Below are 17,867 nucleotides of genomic sequence, written 5' to 3'. Positions count from 1 at the left end.
GGCCGACCGAACGAGTTAGCGCGCGGCCGGCCCTGCCGTCGCCCGCCAGCCTGGCGGGCGGCAGAGGCGAGTTACTCCTCCTTGCTCTTGCCGCGGCTCGACTCGCTCGAGCCCGACTTGCCGCTCGATGAGCCGGACATGCCGGAGAATCCGCCGGACGACGAGCCGCTCTGGCTGTGCTCGCTGCCGCTCGTCCCCCGCTGCTGGCTGGACTGCGACTGCTGCGATGAGGACTGTGGCTGCGACTGCGATTCGGACTGCACGCGGATGCGGTTCTCGATATCGTGCACGCCCCAGCACTCATCGACCACGTCCTCGATGCGATGACGCATCTGGCGGCTGGGTACCGTGCCTTCCAGTTCCACGCAACCTTCCTTGACGTTGATGCTCACTTCGCTCACGTCCACGCCCGGTTCCTCGACAAGGCGCTCGCAGACCATCTCGCGGATGCGTTCGTCGGACCGGGCATAGTTCTTCGGCCCCTTGCGGTTGCGTGACGACAGCTCGGACTGGCCCCAGGAGGCCTGCATGCCGCCGTAGCCGCGGCCCGTCTGCGACGTCTGCGTGCCCATCATGCCCTGCTGCGGCTGCTGGCCCCAGTCCTGCTGACCGTAGCTGCCTTGCTGCCCGAAGCTGCCTTGCTGGCCGTATCCGCGCTGGCCGAATCCCTGCTGGGGTTGTTGGCCGAAACTCTGCTGGCCATAGCCGCCCTGCTGACCGTAGCCTTGCTGCCCGAATCCCTGTTCGTGCTGCTGGCCCCAGCCCTGCTGGCCGAAACCCTGCTGCGGCTGCTGCTGTCCGTAGCCCTGCTGGCCAAACCCCTGTTCGTGCTGCTGGCCGTAGCCTTGCTGGCCGAACCCCTGTTCGTGTTGCCGGCCCCAACCCTGCTGGCCGAAACCCTGCTGCGGCTGCTGCTGCCGGTAGCCCTGCTGGCCGTAACCCTGGTCATACTGCTGGCCATAGCCCTGCTGCCCATAGCCCTGCTGCCCGTAGCCCTGCTGCCCGTAGCCCTGCTGATGCTGACCATGGCCTTGCTGACCGAATCCCTGTTGCGGCTGCTGATGTCCCCAGCCGTGCTGGCCGAACCCTTGTTGAGACTGCCGGCCGCCCTGCTGGCCGTATTCCTCTTCTTCGTAATCATGCTGTCCGTAGCCCTGTTCACGCTGGCCTTTCTGACGCTGCGCTTTCATGTCCTGTCTCCTCAGGTGGCGACAACAAACCGGGTTCCGACACATCCCGGCGGAAAAGGGACGGCTCCGGCCGCCCATCGATTTCCTCCCCATCCTGAGCAATGGGCGTGCCCCGGCGACTGCGAACAGGGTGTCGTGACAGGTCGATTCGAGGGATGCAGGGCGCCGGCCGTTCGCCGACGAGGCAGGATCGGAGCAGGCCCGCTTGTCGTCTTCCCGCTGTCTGGCCGCGCAGACGCCGCAGCATCGGGCCGGAAAAAGTTACAAGGACTTGTAAGTTTTCTGTCGGATGCGCACCGTCGAAGCCTGACTCCCGCTCTTCGCCGATTTCAGCGGGTGTGTGCGACGACACGCGATGACAAAGTCACCGCCACGACGGCCGCTGGCTCTGTCGCACGATCCCCGGCGATCAGCCCAGCAGCGTGCGCAGGTGGTTCGGCAGCGCAAACTGCGCGCAATGGACCGCGCCGTTGTAATGCTGCAGCGCGCCGATGCGGCGTTCCGCGAGGCGGCGGTCGACTTCCGCGGCGGACAGCGCGGCCGGGTCGAGGGTGTCGGAGGCGGTCGCGAAACCCCACAGCGTGCCGTACAGCGGGACATAGAGGAAATACGGGCGGACGATCGCGAACACGTCGCGCAGCCTCGCGACGAGCGTTCGCAGGCGCTCCGGCTGGAAGGCCGGCGAGCCGATGTGCAGGCTGATCGCGCCGCCCGGTGCGAGCAGCGCGCGGCAACCGCGGAAAAAATCTTCCGAATACAGCGCTTCGGCAGGACCGACCGGGTCGGTGAGGTCGAGCACGATCAGGTCGAAGCGCTCGGCGGCGGCCGGGGCTTCCTCCATGACATAACGGAAGCCGTCGCCGATGCGCAGCTCGATGCGCGGGTCGTCGAGGGCGCCGCGATGGACGGCCTGCAGGTGCTCGCGCGCGATCTCGATCACTTTCTCGTCGAGTTCGGCGATGACGATTTTCGCCATCGCCGGCTGCTTCAGCAGCTCCTCGGCCGACCCGCCGTCGCCGCCGCCGAGGATCAGCGCCCGCGCCGGCGCGGGATGCGCGATGCACGGCACCTGGATCAGGTTCTCGTGATAATGGAACTCGTCGCGCTCGGACGTCATGAAGCAGCCGTCGAGCCGGAACAGGCGGCCGAACTGCGGGGTTTCCCACACTTCGTACTCCTGGTAGCGGGAGCGGCCCTTTTCGATCAGCTTTCCGCCGCGCGTGAAATAGCCGGCGTTGTCGTTAAGCTGCTCGAAAATCACGCCTTCGACAGCGGGGAGCGGCATCGGGCCGGCAACGCCTTTCTCCGGCAGCCGGCCCCGTACGACTTCGTGCCCGACGATCTCCGCCGGCCGCAGGGCGTCGATGACGGCGCGATAGACCATACGTGCACGATCGCCGTTGTCGCGCGAGAAGTTGCAGACGTATACGTCGAGCGTCACGCCGCCCGACTCCGGCCAGGTGTGGATCGCCAGATGGGATTCGGCCAGCACGACGGTCCCGGTCACGCCGGCCGCTGCTCCGCTTTCGTCGCGAAACTGATAGAAATAGGAGCCGAGCGGAGTCAGCCCGGCCTCCCGGCATTGCGTCACGCACAGGGTCTCGAGCGCTTCGCGCTCGGTCAGCGCGGCGGCGGTGGTGCCGCAGCGATACAGGTCGGCAATCAGGTGCAGTCCGTTCATCGGCCGTTCGATATCTCGCCAGAATTTGAACGGCGAGATATTAACATGCACCAAGTATTTAATATTCCTGCAAAAGTGATCCTCGCCGGCAGCATGCGGCAGGTTCGTCCGGTCTGCCGGGCCGGTACTGGATGCCAGCGTTATTTGGGGGCCAGCTTGTCGATGCCGCCTTGCAGCAGCCGGCGCACCACCTGCGCGTGGTGGGTCGACTCTCGCTCGCGGTCGCGGAAGTGCTGCACGAACCCGCTAAGCTGCTGCTGTTCGATGCGTTCGGCCATCCGCGCGTTGAGTGTCGCGCGCTCCTCGAGGGCGCGCACTGCGGTCCACAGCGCCTCCTCGATCGCCTCGTCCTGTTCGGTGAGCAGCGATTCGAGCGTGTAGGCGTGGCCGACGCGGCAACGAAAGCGGATCAGCCCGTCGTCGCGGATTTCCCACAACGCCCCGTGGCACTCCGGGCAGACGTAGGGCGCCGGTGACGCGATCTGGCGCAGCAACGCCTCGCTGTCGGCGTTGCCCTCGGCGATCTTCGCTTCGACGACATCGATCTCCGTCGTCGCCATGCTCGTTTTTGCGTTCTTCGTCTTCGCCATGTTCGTTTGCCGTGATTGCGGATTCGAAACAGCGGGCGGCCCGGAAGGCAGGCACGGTTGCAGGCCCTGGCTTGGCGCACCCACTTCGGCGCCGGCCGGCAGGGGCTTTGCGAGGCTCACCAGCACGCGCGGGATCTCGTGCAGCGGCACGCAATGGTCGATCTCGGTCTCGCGCAGCGCGCTCTGCGGCATCGACGGGAAAAGCGCGTCGCGCGGATCCTGGACAACCGTGGTGCCCCCGCGCAGCTTGATCGACCTCAGGCCGGCTGCGCCGTCGTACAGGTTGCCGGTGAGGACGACGCCGATCACGGCCGAACCATAGGCGATCGCCGCGCTGCGGAACAGCGGATCGATCGCCGGCCGCACGTTGTTCTCGCGCGGTCCTCGCGACATGCGCACTTGGTCGCGCTCGATCAGGAGGTGGAAATCCGGCGGCGCGACGTAGATGCGCCCCGAACGGATCGGCTCGCCATCGACAGCGCGGTTCGCCGGCAGCGGGCCGGCACGCGACAGGATGTCCGGCAGCATCGAAGGGCTGTCGCGCGACAAATGCAGGACGACGAAGACGGCGGCCGGAAAATTCTCCGGCAACGCGCGCGTAATGTTGCACAGCGCCTCGACCCCTCCGGCCGAAGCACCGATGACGATCACGCGAAAATGCGAAAAGCTCGTGCTGGACATGCTCTGGCTCGGTGGCAGTGGCGGCGGCTGGGGCTGCCGGCGTCGGCTACTCGGCGCGCAGCAGTTCGGCGAATTTCTCTGGCGATACCGGCTGGCTGAAGAAGTGCCCCTGGAATTCGTCGCAGCACTGCGCCTGCAAAAAGCTCGCCTGCTGCGCGGTCTCGACGCCTTCGGCAATCACGCGCATGTTCAGGTTCTTCGCCAGCCCGATGATCGCGCCGGTGATCGCGCCCGCGTCGCCGCCGTCGCTAAGGTCGCGCACGAAGGACTGGTCGATTTTCAGCTTGCTGATCGGAAAGCTGCGCAGATAGCTCAGCGACGAGTAGCCGGTGCCGAAGTCGTCGATCGCCATCCGCACTCCCATTTCCTTGAGCTCGCTCATCAGGCCGGAAGTCGCGACGTGATCGTGCATCAGCACGCTTTCGGTCAGCTCGAGCTCCAGCGTGCCGGGCTCGATATTGCTCACGGCGAGCAGCCGACGGATCAGCTCGAGAAGGTTCTTCTGCGAGAACTGCAGCGCCGAGATGTTCACCGACACCGTGATTTTCTTCAGCCCGGCGTCGCGCCACGCGCGCACCTGCTGGCACGCGCGTTCGAGCACCCACGTGCCGATCGGCACGATCAGCCCGGTTTCCTCGGCGACCGGAATGAACTCTGCGGGTGTGACGAGACCGCGTTGAGGGTGCTGCCAGCGCAGCAGCGCTTCCGCACCGATGATGCTGCCGCTGCCCTCGAACTGCGGCTGGAACATGAGCCGGAACTCGCCGCGTTCGACCGCCCGGTGCAGGTCGTTTTCGAGCGCGAGCCGCTCGAGCGCGTGCGCGTTCATGTCGGCAGTGAAGAACTGGAATTGGTTGCGCCCGCTGGCTTTCGAGCGGTACATCGCGATGTCGGCGTTGCGGATCAGCGTGTCCGGGTCCATCGCGTCGTCGGGGAACACGCTGATGCCGATGCTGAACGAGACGTTCAACACGTAGCCGTTGACGGGGATGGTCTGCTCCATCGCCTCGATGATTTTCCCGGCGACATGCGCCGCCTGTTCGGCCGAGTCGACGTGTGGCAGCATCACGATGAATTCGTCGCCGCCGCGGCGCGCCACCGTGTCGTCCTCGCGCACGCTGGCCTTGAGGCGCTGGGCGACTTCCTGCAGCAGGTGGTCGCCGACGAGGTGGCCGAGCGAATCGTTGATCGTCTTGAAGCGGTCGAGGTCGAGGAACAGCACCGCCGCCCGCGTTCCCTCGCGGGCGGCGTGGGCGAGGCCCTGATGCATGCGGTCCTGCAGCAGCGCGCGGTTCGGCAGCAGCGTCAGCGGGTCGTAATGGGCAAGGAACTGGATGCGCGACGCGGCCGCCCGCTGGTCGGTGATCTCGGCGTAGATCGCGATGCAGTTCTCGATGCCGCCGGACTCGTTGCGCACCGCGTGGATCGTCAGCCATTCGTTGTAGATCTCGCCGTTCTTGCGGCGATTGCTGATCTCGCCGCTCCACGACCCGTTGCGTTCGATCGCGCTCCACATCTCGCGATAGAAGTCGCGATCATGGCGGCCCGAGGCGAGCAGTTTCGGGTTGCGGCCGAGCACTTCGTCGGCCGAGTAGCCGGTCACGGTGGTGAAGGCGCGATTGACCGACACGATACGGTTGAGGCTGTCGGTGATCATGATCGCGTCGGTGCTGCGCTCGAACACCTGAGCGATCAGGTTGAGGCGGTCTTCTTCGCGCTTGCGGTCGCTGAGGTCGACGAGCGCAGTGCGGCACAGGCGCCCGCTGCCATACTGCGTAAAAGCGATGCTCTCGAGCCGCACGTGGCGGATCGGGCTCTCGCGAACGAGCGACGTGTGCAACGGCAGGTGGTCGAACACCCGTCCCGGTTCCGACAGCACGCGGCGCAGGTGATGGAACAATTGTGCCACCGCGCCGTTCGGCACCCAGCCGCTCAGCGGCATGCCGATCACCTGCGCGCGGTCCTGCCCGAGGAGGCGCGCGCCGGTCAGGTTGATCTCGAGGATCACCCCGTGCTCGTCGAGCGTCATGTAACCGACCGGGGCGAAATCGTAGAGGTCGCTGTAGCGGTCGCGGGCGTCCTCGAGCGCCCGCCGCGCTTCGATGAGTTCGCGGTTCTGCGCTTCCAGCTCGATCTGGTGCACGCGCAGCTCCTCGACGAGGGACGAGGTGTCTGGCGCAGCTCGCAGCGCGCCGAGGCGCGCTTCGAGCTCGCGGATGCGCGCGATCAGCTCATCGCTGGATTTGCCGTCCTCGCCATACCCGTCCATGGCTACTCCTTGTCTCGCGTGACGCCGTGGTCATCGGTGCCGGCCTCGATCTGCATCAGCGCGAGAAACGGCGGGCCGGCTGCCGCATCGATCGGCCGGCCGCTGATGCGCAGGCGTCGCGGCCCGATGGTCTCGAACTCATGCTCGACGACGAAATCCTCGAACCCCTCGCTGCGCGTGCATACCCCTTCGAGTGCCTTGCGCAGCTGCGGGATCCCCCACTGGCCGTTGCCCAGATGGTAAAGGAGATTGCCGACCGTCTCCGCCTGGGCGACCTGGAACGTGTCGAGAAACGCCGGGTTCGCGGATACCACCTTGAGGTTCTTGTCGAGCACCAGCAACGGGTGGCGGATCGCGTTGACGATGCCTTGCGCGTAGTCGCGGGCCTCTTGCGCCATCCGCAGCGCGCGCCGCGTGTCGTCGATGTCGACGAAGGCGACGACCGCGCCTTCGATGCGGCTCTCGATCGTCTTGTACGGCCGCACGCGGATCGAATACCAGCGCCCGTCGCGCGCCTGGCCTTCGATCTCCTGCTGCGTGACGGTATCGATGACGTGCGCGACGAGCTGCGGCAGATCCGGCGCCCGGATGCCGAGTTCGACGTCGCCGAGCGCGCGCCCGAGGTCCCGGTCATCGAGATTCAGTTTCTTCCCGGCCAGCGGCGTGTAGCGGCGGATGCGCAGGTCGGTGCCGAGGATCACGATCGGGACGTTGACGCTGCCGAGCAGGTTGGACAGGTCATTGTTGAGCTGCGACAGCTCGCGGTTGCGCGTTTCCAGTTCTTCATTGACGGTGGACAACTCCTCGTTGACCGACTGCAGCTCTTCCTTGGCTGTTTCGAGCTCTTCATTGGTGCTCTGTAGTTCCTCGTTGCTCGACAGGATCTCCTCGTTGGCCGAGCGCAGTTCCTCGTTGATCGTCTCGTCCTGCTCGATCACCGACTGCAGGTATTCGTGGGTCGCCGCCAGCTCGTGTTCGAGCCGCGCCAGGCGTTCCTCGTGCTGCGCGCCGGGTGTGCTCGCGCTCTCCGGAGCAAGCGGCATGCCGCACGTTGCACGGAAGACGACGAGAAAGAAACCCAGCGCGGCGGATTCGAGCGGCGACACTTCGACTTCGACGAGCAGCGTTACGTCGTTGCGCCGCAATGCGATGCCTTCCTTGCGCACCACGGCGCGCTTCCTGAGCGCTTCGCCGACGATCTCGCGCAGCTCCATCGCGAGCGCGCCGCGCGCCATCCGCAGCAGGTTGAAACTCGCTTCGCCCGGCGCCGGTTCGAGAAACTCGCCGGTCTGGCCGCGGAACTGCACGATGTCCATCTGCTCGTTGATGACGACGCTCCCCGGGCAGTACTTCTTCATCAGCAGCCGGTCGACGGCCTTCGCCAGGTCGCGGCCGGCGAGCGGCGGCGCGGTCCGTTCGCGCGCGACCGGGTCGGCGAGTCTGAACGACGCCGATAGCGGTGCGGAAAAGTCGAACTGCAGCGTCGCCGCGAGCGCCTTCTTGACGTAGATCTTGTGCTTCGTGTCGAGCGTCCGGTACATGTCGGCGTGCTTGCCGACGGTCTCGGCGCTGCCCAGCAGCAGGAAACCGGCCGGCTTGAGCGCGTAGTGGAACAGCGCCAGCACTTTCTTCTGCAGCACCGGACCGAGGTAGATCAGGAGGTTGCGGCAGCTGATCAGGTCGAGGCGCGAGAACGGCGGGTCCTTGACGACGTTCTGTTTCGCGAACAGGCACATGTCGCGGATCTGCTTGCTGATCAGATAGCCCTGCTCGTCGTGCGTGAAGTGGCGCGCGAGCCGCGCCGGCGACACGTCGGCGGCGATGCTGTCGGGGAACACGCCGGCACGCGCGGTGTTGATCGCGTGGGTGTCGATGTCGGTCGCGAAGATCTGGATCGGCAGGTGGAGGTCGGCTTTCTCCATGCATTCGAGCAGCGCGATCGCGATCGAATACGGCTCCTCACCGGTCGAGCAGCCCGGCACCCAGATGCGGACCGGGTCGCCGCTGCCGGCGCAGCGCTCGATGATCTTGGGCAGGATTTCGCGCGCCAGCGCGTCGAACACGGCCGGGTCGCGAAAGAACGCGGTGACGTTGATCAGGATCTCGTTGTAGAGCGTGTCGATCTCGGCCGGTCGCTCGTGCAGCAGCCTGACGTAGTCGGCGAGCCGGTCGAGCCGGTGGACGAGCATGCGGCGCTGGATGCGGCGGTGGATCGTCGTGTGCTTGTACTGCGCGAAGTCGACGCCGGTGCGCCGGCGCAGCAGGATGAAGAGCTTGTCGAGGTGCCCCTCGTCGTCGGCGGGAACGGCCGGCGCCTCGCGCGGCGTCGCGGCCACCCGCCCGGCGAGACGCGCGAGTTCGTCGGCGATTTCGGCCGGAGGCAGCACGAAATCGACGCAGCCGCTGGCGATCGCCGCGTCCGGCATGCTGCTGTAGCGGGCGCTGTTCTGGTCCTCGGCGAACGTGATGCCGCCTTCGGTCTTGATCATCTTCATGCCGGTCACGCCGTCCGACGCGGCACCCGACAGGATGACGCCGATCGCCTGGCTGCCCTGGTCCTGCGCGAGCGAGCGCAGGAAATAATCCACCGTCAGCTGCGGTGCCCGCATCTCGGCAGGCGGCATCAGGTGCAGCACGCCGCCGAGGATTGCCAGATTGGTGTTCGGCGGGATCACGTAGATGTGATTCGGCTCGACCCGCATGTTATCGCCCGCCTCGCTGACCGGCATGCGCGTGCGCCCCGCGAGCAGGTTGGCGAGGATGCTGTGGTGCGCCGGGTCCAGATGCTGGACCAGCACGTAAGCCATGCCGAGGTCCGGCGCAAGATGGTCGAGGAACTCGTTGAAGGCTTCGAGGCCGCCGGCCGAAGCGCCGATGCCGACGATCGGGAACGCGGCGGGCAGCACGGGCGCGTCGCGATCGTCGGAGTCGAAGTTCTGTTCACTCATGATTGGGTTCCACCCCGGCTGCCCGGCGAGCGACGCCAGGCCGGAGCGGGGATGCTGTTGAAACGAGGCGGTCATGACAGTCGATATACCCGCCCCTGAACTCTCGCGGCCGGCCTCTTGATGCCCCACCCCTGAGGGCTTCCCGCAGCGTCGTATCGCGGAAACCGGGAAATTCTATACGAGTTCGTGTCGGGGGCTGTTTTCCCGTTGTGCCGGAACTTCATGGAATTTCAGGATAGTCGATGGATGCAGCGGATAGCGACGAAGCCGTGGCCCCGCTATCAATGGCGGTATCCGCGTAAGGTGATCACAGCCTTTTGATGCAGCTCGGGCGGGAGCACCTGCCCGAGGCCGCCGAGCGACTGCGGGCCTACATGTCGGGCTGGAAGGCGCACTTCCAGCTTGCCCGAACACCCAAGGTGCTTCCGTGAGCTCCGCGAGCGGCAGCGCCGGGCCCTCGATGACCTCTACTCATCCTGGTCTGCCGTCGCCTCGTCAGGCGGATCCTTGTGTAGTTTGCGCCTTGCATAATGACCTTTCGATCGTCCTGTAGCATCGATGTAATCAAATATTGCGAAACTGTCCTTCCTGAATTTGCTCCTTTTATCGACCAGGAAGAAACCATGAAGGCAAAACTGACCGCACTGGCGCTCGCAAGCGTCTTCTCGACGCCGCTTCTGGCACAGCCGAACGTGACCGTTTATGGCGTCGCGGACGCGTACTTCGGCTACGGTGAGTATGACGACAATAAATTCACCGGAGTAAATAGCGGCGGTCTGTCGGGTTCGCGCATCGGCTTCAAGGGCAGCGAGGATCTAGGCAACGGTCTCAAGGCGTTGTTTACCCTCGAATACTCGCTGAACCTCGACAGGAACGACGGCATCGGCACTTCCAGTGGTGCGCGCCAGCAGTTTGTCGGTCTGCAGGGGAGCTTCGGCTTCGTCGGGCTCGGCCGCCAGTATGCGCCGGGCTACTTCGTGAACAAGTACGACACCACTGGCGGATCGAGCGCGCTCAGCCCGCAGATCCAGCTGGCCAAGGCGGCTGGCGCGACGATCGACGCCGGCGGGGGCTCGCGCTTCAACAATGCGATCAACTACAAGTCGCCCAGCTTCGGAGGCCTGAGCGTCAACGCCATCTACAGTTTCAATGAAGCAAACCAGGACGAAGACCGCCGCACCGAAGACAAGCTGGGTGTCGGCGTCGAATACAAGGGGGGGCCGCTTGCCGCCGGCCTCACCTACCAGCAGATTGAAGGCGGCGATATCGACCGTCCGGATGACCAGAAGGAATGGATGCTCGGCGGCGCCTATGATTTCGGCGTGGTAAAGGTCCTCGGCTCCTACCAGCAAGTCAAGGACGCGCTCGGCAACGAGGGCAATACCGACAAGATCTACCAGATCGGGGCGGCCGTCCCGGTGGGCTCCGGTCATATCCATGCGGCTTGGGGCAAGCTCGACGCCGACGCGGGCAGCGACCACGACGTCAAGTCCTGGGTGTTGGCCTATACGTACTCGCTGTCCAAGCGCACCACGCTGTACACCGGCTTCCTGCACAATGACAACGAGGACGAGACGAATCAGACCAATCTCGCCAGCAAGGAGATCGATGGCGTCACCGTCTTCGGCGAAGACAGCGACAACTTCGTCATCGGTGTACGCCACACGTTCTGACGCAGCTCGGCGCCCGTTTTTTTGGTGCGACTCGGTTCTCATAACCTCGACTACTCAAACCGCCCAGTGCCGACCCGCATGCCGGTACTGGGCGGAGGGGAACGGTCAGGTACTTGGCCGTCCCTATCCCGATTCCGTACGCCGAAAGCCGGTGACGTTCGGCCCGGGACTCCGGCTCAGTGGAACCGCTGCGGGTGTTCGGCCGTGCGTCGGGCGGCCGAGTCGCGTGCGGGGACACCTGTTTCGAGGAAGGACTTCACGCGCATCAGGTCCTCGTCCATCTCGGTTTTCGCATCGCGCCCGAGCAGCCGCGCTGCCGCATGGCCGATCGCTCCGGCAGCGGGGGCGTAGTCCATCGACACCCGTAGCCGCGTGCCTTCGCCGGCGGGTTCGAAGTCGACGTGCCCTTCGCTCTCGACCGGGGCGCCTTGGACGGTGTGCCACGCGAGGCGGCGGTTCAGTTCGCGCTCGGTGATCCGCGCGTCCCATTCGACCGGGCCGAACGGGCCGGCGACTTTCCAGTGCCAGCAGTCCTCGCCGGTCGGCCGCACTTCCTCGACGTTGCGCATGAACTGCGGGAAATTCTCCTGGTGCTGCCAGAAGTCGAAGACGCGTTCGGGCGGGGCGGCGATGAACATTTCCTTGTCGATGTGCACGCCGTGGCGCCCGGACTGGCGGGTGACTTCACCGAGCTTGCGGTTCGCCAGCGCGCGCGTGACGAGCGCACCGCCGAGCAGCGTCTGCACCATGCCGAGCGGACGATTGCGCGACAGCCCGGCCAGCGCGAGCGCGCCACCGACGACGCCTGCGGCCAGCCGGAGCGACGGCGGCCACTTCTCGTTCATCCCCGCGCCGCGATGCCCTTCGTGCGCAAGCGTCCCCTGCAGCGCGGAAACGTTCCCCGCCTGCTCGTGTACCTGCAACCGGTCCTCGATGCCCGCGACGCCGCCCACCGACCACACCGCGCTCATCAGGCGGTTCACCTCGCTTGCGAGCACCGGGCCGGACAGCACCACCGTGCCGTCGTCACGCGCCTGCACCCTGAGGGCGTGCGAATTGCGCACGACCCTGCCGATGCGCGCCCGCACGCGCTCCTCGACCTGATGCGTCGTCATCGGCTGCCGCCGTTCCGTACCCGGCCGCAGCCGCGCCGCGACGCCGTAACTGCGGTTGACCGCGTCGCGGTACGCGCTGTCGGCGAAGTGGGTCAGCCGGTTGCGCGTGCTCGCGAACTGATCGACGACCAGGGCACGCCGGCGCCTGCCGACATCGGGATCGAACAGGTACATCGCCAGCACCCCGAGGCTGAACCCGCGGATTGCCGATGTGACGCGACTCACATGATTTCTCATTCCAATCCTCCTTGCCGGCCGCTGGGACAACAGGAACAACGATCCCGGCTGCGTGAAGTTGGCACCGTCGATACCGTCGCCAAAGATCACGGCGACAGCATCGGCTTCGCCCGGCCGGCTGTCGAGGGACCGGTGCGGGCTCACGAAGGAGCGGGAGCAAGAAACGTTCCTCGCGGGAGTCGCGCAGCGGGCGTGGGAAAGCGGTGGGGCGGGGAGCGCAACCGGGGGCAGCATGTAAAAACAGAGTCTCGCAAGCGGCTGTTACTCTGTGATTGTCGTGATTACGCCTCTGTTGGAATGGGTGCAAATGGATGTAGGATCGGCGCCGGTCTCCGGAGCTCTCGCGGCGGCCATTGCCGCCGGCTTCGGCCTGCCCACCTCTATCGAAGAGCTGCTGGCCGAGCCAGCTGCCATGAGCTGAACCCATGATGTCAGTAATGTCTACGCAGGGGATCGTCGAGCTGGTCGGCGCGGGGGCCGGTGATGCCGAGCTCCTGACCGTTGCGGTCGAATTGTGGCAGTGGCTGCAGCTGCCGCTTTGCGCCCTCGTCGCCGTCGGCCTCGACCGCGTGTTCGGCGAACCGCGCCGCTTTCATCCGCTGGTCGGTTTCGGCCGGCTGGCGCAACGGATCGAAGCCGCGCTGCGCCGCTTCCCGACGCGCCACAACCGGCAAAAAAAAGCCGGCATCGCCGCCTGGATGCTCGCTGTCCTGCCTTGCGCCGGGGGCGCGCTGTGGCTGCGCCATATCGCGCCGGCGTGGCTGGCAGTGTCGCTCGATGTCGTCCTGCTCTACTTCGCGCTCGGCGCCCAGAGCCTGCGCGAACACGTGATGCCCATCGCCGACGCGCTCGACGCCGACGACCTGCCTGCTGCACGCGAGGCTGTCGGCCGCATCGTCTCGCGCGACACCACGGCGCTCGACGAGACGGCCGTTGCGCGCGCCGCCGTCGAATCGACGCTGGAAAACGGCAGCGACGCGGTGTTCGGCGCGCTGTTCTGGTTCGCCTTGCTCGGCGGCCCGGGCGCCTTGCTCTTCCGCCTCGCCAATACGCTCGACGCGATGTGGGGCTACCGCAACGAACGCTACCTTCACTTCGGCCGGGCGGCAGCGCGTCTCGACGACCTGCTCGGTTACCTGCCCGCCCGCTTTTGCGCGCTTACTTACGCGGTGCTCGGTCGCGGGGGCCAGGCGCTGGCGTGCTGGCGCGTCCAGGCGCCGCTGTGGGACAGCCCGAACGCCGGCCCGGTGATGGCCGCGGGCGCCGGCAGCCTCGGCGTGAGCCTGGGTGGCGCAGCGGTGTATCACGGGCAGCCCGAGACACGCCCGATGCTGGGCGCCGGCGCGGCGCCGACGGCGGCCGATATCCGACGTGCGCTGGCGCTGGTTCGGCGCGGCATCGGCGTGTGGCTGATCGCCGGTTTCCTGCCGGCGCTGGTGTGGGGAGCGTTCCATGCTTGAACACGGCGGACGCCGTCGCGTGGCGGCAAGGCGTTACGCAATCCCGGAAGCCGACTGGCTGGACCTGTCGACCGGTATCAGTCCGCACGCTTATCCGGTGCCGACCATTGCGGCGGAAGACTGGCTGCGTCTGCCCGAAGACGACGATGGCCTGCTCGACGCCGCCGCGGCGTACTACGGCACTGCGCGGCTGGTGGCGCTGGCCGGCTCGCAGCCAGCGATCCAGGGGCTGCCTTTCCTGCTGCCGCGCGGTCGCGTCGGCGTGCTGGCGCCGACCTACGCCGAACATCCGCATCACTGGCAGCGCGCCGGCCACGACGTGATCCGCTTTGCGGCCGCGGCGCTGCCCGCCGTCGCGGACACGGTCGACACACTCGTGATCTGCCAGCCGAACAATCCCGATGCCGGCTGTATTGCGCCGGCGGTCCTGATCGACGTCGCCGAACGCCTGCAGGCGCGAGGAGGCCACCTGGTGGTCGACGAAGCTTTCATCGACGCGACGCCCGACGCTTCAGTGATCACGCTGGCCGGCGCTCGCCTGCCGAACCTGGTCGTCCTCCGTTCGCTCGGGAAGTTCTTCGGCCTTGCCGGTGCCCGCGTCGGCTTCGTCGCCGCCCGGCCGGACCTCCTCGCCGCGCTGCGCGAGGCGGCCGGCCCGTGGCCGCTGTGCGGGCCGGCACGCACGGTGGCGCGCCGAGCGCTGGCCGATACGGCCTGGCAGGACGTCATGCGGCCCACGCTGGCCGAAGCGAGCGCACGCCTCGCCCGGCTGCTCGCGCCGCTCGACCCGGAGGACACGCGGCGCGTGCATCCGCTGTTCGTCTGGCTGCCCACTCCGGCGGCCGAATCGATCGCCGCTGCGCTGGCGCGCCAAGGCATCCTGGTCCGCCATTTCGCGACTCCCGATTGCCAAGGCCTGCGCTTCGGCCTGCCGGGGACGGAGAACGACTGGCAACGCCTTGAAGCGGCGATTCGAGCGCTGAGCAGCCCGGCAACACGCAAGGATTCCGGGGGGACGGCGTAACGTCCACACCCTGCCGCGATCCCCGATCGGGTGGACAACTGGCACGTCCGAATCAAAGACTGTAGTCGGCCCGAGCCGACATGACGCGACCGAGACCTTGATGCGGGCGTTGTCCAACGACGGATCGGTCCCCATCGCTCCTTCGGCCGCCTTTGGACGGCTGTTTTTTCGTCGTGATCTCGATTGCGTCCTCCTGCAGCAAGTCCGAAGGGGAGAGTCGATTCGGTTCATCGCAAGAAAATTGGCATAATCCCGGTAGAAGAAGTAGCTGAAACGAGTAGCGGTCACTCCTTGGCCCCGTCGCGTGGCCTGAAAAGCGACTTCGCGCATATCTCGTCGCCCGACAACCGGAAAACCACAACGGCGCATGAGCAATCCATTCTTCGAGCATCCCCTACTGGACTCGCCTTTGCCTATCCGGCGAGACACTGGGAGTTGGACGAGCAAGGACAGCCTTCTCATCGACGGTGGCAACGGCGAGGGCGACCAAATGAGCGATCCGCTGCACCTCGTCATCGAGATCAAGGGCTACCGTCGCGAGAACGCCAAGGAAAAAATCGACGATGGATACCTGCTGGGTGCCCGGAGTGAATAACCTCTACACATATGGGCGCTGGGCTTTTGCCGAGTTCACGGACGTGTGGCAGATGCAGGACGACTTCGCCAGGAAGGTGGAGGCAGAGTTCGAGCGGATGTTGCTGGCAGCAAGCGAGGTAAATGATGATCGGGATACATGGAAACCCTATTGCCGCCGTCGGGAAGATGGCCGGACAGTCGGTGGAGGCTGGTGCCGACCGGGCAGTACGCCACCTCATAGATCGTGACTATTATTCTTGCTTGGATTTCATGATTGACCTGGTGGTGGTGCGCAGGTATGGTCCACCGCACATCCGCCCCTTGGCAGTACGCCCTCTCAACTATCCCGAGAGTGTGCCGAACCCCTGGGGCTTTTCCTTTTCTGGCTTGCAATACCGCTCGGCCCGCGGGGAGACAGTCTGGGTCTGCGCCAGAAGGGCGTCGACATGCGAATCGGCTTGGATATCGCCAGCCTGACGCTGAAAAAACAGGCAGACACCATCGTTCTCGTTGCGGGGGACAGTGACTTCGTCCCGGCCGCCCAGCTCGCCCGGCGGGAAGGCATGGAGTTTATCCTCGATCCACTCTGGCAAAAGGTGAATGACGACTTGTTCGAGCACATCGATGGCCTGCAGTCCGGGCTGAAACGTCCTGTCGACCGCCATGTTGCAAATGCTTGCGAGGCTCCAGGCATCCCATCAAGAGGTGAGTGCGAATGACAAACGACACCACCGGAACCCATTGCCTCCGCACCGATGAATCCATTGTGGCATTCTCGTATCGGCGACACGACAATCGAGCCGAACAGATCACCCGGCGCGACGGCAACCCCACCGAATAAGACCATGGCCAAGAAACCCGCCGCCGCCCTCACCGTCGCAACCCTCACTCACGACGACGCAGCGCGAAAGAACATCCCACCGCCGAATACCAGTGGGTGATGTAGAAGGACGAGCGCTCGCCCGTTTGCGTCGCCTACGCGCCGCAAACGCAATCTCGACCCGCAGCTCGTGTGGCGCGGCAAGGACCGGCAGGACTAGTCCGACCTCGTCCTCAACGCTCCGCCGCTCCATATCCAGGAAAAAACCACTCCAAGGCGCTGATCACCTAGGGGGGGCAGGTACACCTCGAGGTGAAGAGCACGGTGCGAATTCCGTCGCCACTACCTCCGGCCTTGCTCGCGGCGCTCCAGCGGGGTCAGCGCTTTCTTGAACACGATGTCATCGGCGAGGATGTGGTTCTGGCCGCGCGTCGAGACGACGCCTTTCACGATCACCGCGCAAGAGCGGTGGCAGGCTTCGAGGATTCGCAGGCGTAGCTCCCGGTCGAGCTGGTCGGTTTTGACCTGAATCGTGTTCGCGCTCGGCAACCGTTTTCCCAAGGATACGAGGCCGGGCTCGGCCAAAGTGGAAATCTCGCCTTCGACCTCGACTTTCTTCCCCCTGTGGCCACTGAGGTTGACCCACAGCTCGCGAAAATCGAGCGTCGTATATTGCCCGGAGGCGACCTCCGTCTGCGCACTTCTGAACGCCTCGTCGTAGCAGGCCAGCCGCGCGGCGTCTTCCTCGATATGCTGACACTCGGCTGGATCTGCCGCTTCTGCCGCGTGTGCCACGCAGGCGAGCGCCGCACAGAGCGCCCATCGAAGACTGTTCATTCCTTTTCCTCGAAATAAACATCCAGTATCCGGGCACCGTCAGGCACGTCAAGGATCGGTCTTCCCTGAAATGATGGATGAATGATCTGAGGCGTCGCCTTGCGGCTCGGAGCGTGGCGACCGGGCCCGTCAGGTGGATTGTGGAGGGTGAGGGAAAAGTCCCGGCCAGCGTATTGCGGGCTGGCACGCGGCGGAGCAGTCGCGAAATTCCATCGAGCGGACGATGGATGAGGACCGGCGCAAGCTGCCGCCGGCGATCAACAGCTTCAGGAAACTCTTCCTGCGGGTGTGGCCGGTGACGTTCGACAGCACGAACTGTTTCTCGTCAGTCGGCAAATTCCGCGGTGGCTGTCACCGTGGTGCCGGGGCGGAGGAGTCCCGCAGTCAGCTACTTTACGAGCTGCCGGGAAACTGAAAGATATTCGTCGCCATGCTGGATGACGTTTTCCCGATCCAGCTTTTCGGACGCCTGATGCAGCTTTTCCAGCGTTTCGGCGAGCTCCGTCAATTCCTCGTTCATCTTCCCCAGTGCATTTTCCAGCGTGTACGTTAACTGGTGCACGTCGGCCATCGCCGCATCGCTGACATTGCCCTTGAGAATGGCTTCGAGCTTGGCGTTGTATTCGGAATGCGGATTCCGACCCAACGTGACCGCTGAATCCGAGAAGGGTGTGACCGGTGTTTCCGGGATGGTGACCGCGGATTCCGATTTGATCGTGACCGATTTGGGCGGTCGTCGGAATGACCGGTCACGTTGTCGGAATCG

Annotated in this window: 13 protein-coding genes and 1 pseudogene; 5 read left to right on the top strand and 9 right to left on the bottom strand. The window is 65.5% G+C overall.

Annotation, left to right across the window (positions count from 1 at the left end):
- Positions 1-71 precede the first annotated feature (71 nt).
- The 6 genes and pseudogenes from EBN1_RS06025 to EBN1_RS06000 all read right to left on the bottom strand — a co-directional run bounded on the left by EBN1_RS06025 (position 72) and on the right by EBN1_RS06000 (position 9,359).
- Positions 72-1,190: a BON domain-containing protein gene (locus EBN1_RS06025; protein ID WP_157866586.1), complete on the bottom strand. Its 1,119-nt coding sequence runs from the start codon at positions 1,188-1,190 to the stop codon at positions 72-74.
- Between the two features lie 409 nt (positions 1,191-1,599).
- Positions 1,600-2,475: a polyamine aminopropyltransferase gene (gene speE / locus EBN1_RS06020; RefSeq protein WP_197531880.1), complete on the bottom strand. Its 876-nt coding sequence runs from the start codon at positions 2,473-2,475 to the stop codon at positions 1,600-1,602.
- Between the two features lie 42 nt (positions 2,476-2,517).
- Positions 2,518-2,871 (bottom strand): annotated as a pseudogene (gene speD / locus EBN1_RS06015) (adenosylmethionine decarboxylase); the annotation flags it as partial.
- A gap of 140 nt (positions 2,872-3,011) precedes the next feature.
- The gene (locus EBN1_RS06010; RefSeq protein WP_011237037.1) at positions 3,012-4,142 is read right to left on the bottom strand and encodes a chemotaxis protein CheB; all 1,131 of its coding nucleotides are present in this window, start codon (positions 4,140-4,142) and stop codon (positions 3,012-3,014) included.
- Between the two features lie 46 nt (positions 4,143-4,188).
- Positions 4,189-6,411, bottom strand: coding sequence for a putative bifunctional diguanylate cyclase/phosphodiesterase (locus EBN1_RS06005; protein ID WP_011237036.1), 2,223 nt, complete (start codon positions 6,409-6,411; stop codon positions 4,189-4,191).
- Positions 6,412-6,413: 2 nt separating this feature from the next.
- Entirely contained in the window at positions 6,414-9,359 is a 2,946-nt protein-coding gene (locus EBN1_RS06000) for a chemotaxis protein CheB (protein WP_011237035.1), read from the bottom strand.
- A 623-nt stretch (positions 9,360-9,982) separates the two neighbouring features.
- Here EBN1_RS06000 and EBN1_RS05995 point away from each other — a divergent pair.
- Complete coding sequence (locus EBN1_RS05995) at positions 9,983-11,032, top strand: porin (protein WP_011237033.1); 1,050 nt, start codon at positions 9,983-9,985, stop codon at positions 11,030-11,032.
- A 176-nt stretch (positions 11,033-11,208) separates the two neighbouring features.
- On the opposite strand, the gene EBN1_RS05990 is transcribed toward EBN1_RS05995, so the two are convergent.
- Positions 11,209-12,384 (bottom strand): SRPBCC family protein, encoded by a 1,176-nt coding sequence (locus tag EBN1_RS05990; protein ID WP_011237032.1) that lies wholly within the window; start codon positions 12,382-12,384, stop codon positions 11,209-11,211.
- A 437-nt stretch (positions 12,385-12,821) separates the two neighbouring features.
- On the opposite strand from EBN1_RS05990, the gene cbiB reads away from it, so the two are divergent.
- The 3 genes from cbiB to EBN1_RS22970 all read left to right on the top strand — a co-directional run bounded on the left by cbiB (position 12,822) and on the right by EBN1_RS22970 (position 16,163).
- The gene (cbiB, locus tag EBN1_RS05985) at positions 12,822-13,844 is read left to right on the top strand and encodes an adenosylcobinamide-phosphate synthase CbiB (protein ID WP_011237031.1); all 1,023 of its coding nucleotides are present in this window, start codon (positions 12,822-12,824) and stop codon (positions 13,842-13,844) included.
- The gene (cobD, locus tag EBN1_RS05980) at positions 13,837-14,868 is read left to right on the top strand and encodes a threonine-phosphate decarboxylase CobD (protein WP_011237030.1); all 1,032 of its coding nucleotides are present in this window, start codon (positions 13,837-13,839) and stop codon (positions 14,866-14,868) included. The genes cbiB and cobD overlap by 8 nt, the downstream gene beginning before the upstream one ends.
- Before the next feature lie 1,022 nt (positions 14,869-15,890).
- The gene (locus tag EBN1_RS22970; RefSeq protein ID WP_011237024.1) at positions 15,891-16,163 is read left to right on the top strand and encodes an NYN domain-containing protein; all 273 of its coding nucleotides are present in this window, start codon (positions 15,891-15,893) and stop codon (positions 16,161-16,163) included.
- A gap of 443 nt (positions 16,164-16,606) precedes the next feature.
- On the opposite strand, the gene EBN1_RS05970 is transcribed toward EBN1_RS22970, so the two are convergent.
- Positions 16,607-17,101 carry a hypothetical protein gene (locus EBN1_RS05970; RefSeq protein WP_041645880.1) on the bottom strand — a complete coding sequence of 165 codons (495 nt, stop codon included), beginning with the start codon at positions 17,099-17,101 and terminating at the stop codon, positions 16,607-16,609.
- Between the two features lie 223 nt (positions 17,102-17,324).
- Between EBN1_RS05970 and EBN1_RS05965 the strand changes: the two genes are divergently transcribed.
- The gene (locus tag EBN1_RS05965; protein WP_041645878.1) at positions 17,325-17,516 is read left to right on the top strand and encodes a hypothetical protein; all 192 of its coding nucleotides are present in this window, start codon (positions 17,325-17,327) and stop codon (positions 17,514-17,516) included.
- On the opposite strand, the gene EBN1_RS05960 is transcribed toward EBN1_RS05965, so the two are convergent.
- A complete protein-coding gene (locus EBN1_RS05960) occupies positions 17,490-17,747 on the bottom strand; it encodes a DUF6746 family protein (RefSeq protein ID WP_011237020.1) in 258 nt (85 codons plus the stop codon). The genes EBN1_RS05965 and EBN1_RS05960 overlap by 27 nt on opposite strands.
- Positions 17,748-17,867: the final 120 nt, after the last annotated feature.

This window comes from Aromatoleum aromaticum EbN1 (assembly GCF_000025965.1).
Lineage (GTDB): Bacteria > Pseudomonadota > Gammaproteobacteria > Burkholderiales > Rhodocyclaceae > Aromatoleum > Aromatoleum aromaticum.
Note: the sequence above shows the minus strand (reverse complement) of the source record. Positions and strands in the feature narration are given on the sequence as shown.